At 36.8% G+C, this 936-nt stretch carries 1 protein-coding gene; it reads right to left on the reverse strand.

From position 1 onward, the window contains the following. Window positions 1-527: 527 nt before the first annotated feature. On the reverse strand, window positions 528-936 hold a 409-nt coding region (locus MM817_RS16355), incomplete at its 5' end, for a hypothetical protein (RefSeq protein ID WP_241717106.1).

The following is a 936-nucleotide window of genomic DNA, read 5'->3' on the forward strand; positions in this document are numbered from 1 at the left end:
AGCATTTTATACTGAAAATTAAAAATATGTCTGTCTATGGCAGGCTTATATAGATGCGTCCAAAATCACTTCCCTTCATTGTTCTTAGAACTCAATTAAGTGCTTGACATTAGATAGCTGGTCTCATATCCCCTGTTCAGTCCTGCCCTTTATACCCCTTAATTTACTCGCATCTTCATAGCATAAAACAAGCCTCTCAGCTTGTTTCTTCTGTGTTGGGTTTTACCCTAATCAATCTGCGCAGGAGGCTTTACCTTAATTCTTGTTGATAAATATTAGTATACTATAAATTCAGCAATTTCGAAATGGTCTTTTGGCATTAAGTCAATAGGGTAGACAGCCCCAATAGATAATGTCAAAATAATATGATGTATAGTACTATGGATTTAGCTAGCATTTTTATTCATTTTTTTAAAATACATAGATTGTAATTGTACGGAGACCTATATCCAATCGATGAGTGAATACGCACACGTTTGCACCAAATTTCTATATTAAGTGTTTTACACATCCCTCTTCGTAAATAATTACACTTTCTGTTTCCCCTCTAGCTCTATCTGTTTGCGTGCAAGTGGCGCATACACTAGGTATTTCTCCCTTAACGCGATAATCATTTTCGTTAGATGATCTGCCTCGGCGTTGCGGATTTTGTAGGTATACACCACCACATCACCAAATTCATGCATGAGATCCCAAAAAGTATAGGCGGTTGGATCGTATATTTCGGGGCGGAAATTTTTCACTTTTTGGTGAAAAGTAAAAAAGATGAATAGATTATTTTCTGTATATCGATTAGTTCTATTTTTGCTTTCGATATATCGTTCTTGATCATCTTCTCCCTTCTCCCAGTGGTATACCAGCTTGCGGATGATATCTGAAAATGTGATGCCAAAAGCACTTTCTGAGTATGCGTAGAGGACACGCATAATCTCTTCT

The sequence above is a fragment of the Sulfoacidibacillus ferrooxidans genome, from assembly GCF_022606465.1.
GTDB lineage: Bacteria > Bacillota > Bacilli > Alicyclobacillales > SLC66 > Sulfoacidibacillus > Sulfoacidibacillus ferrooxidans.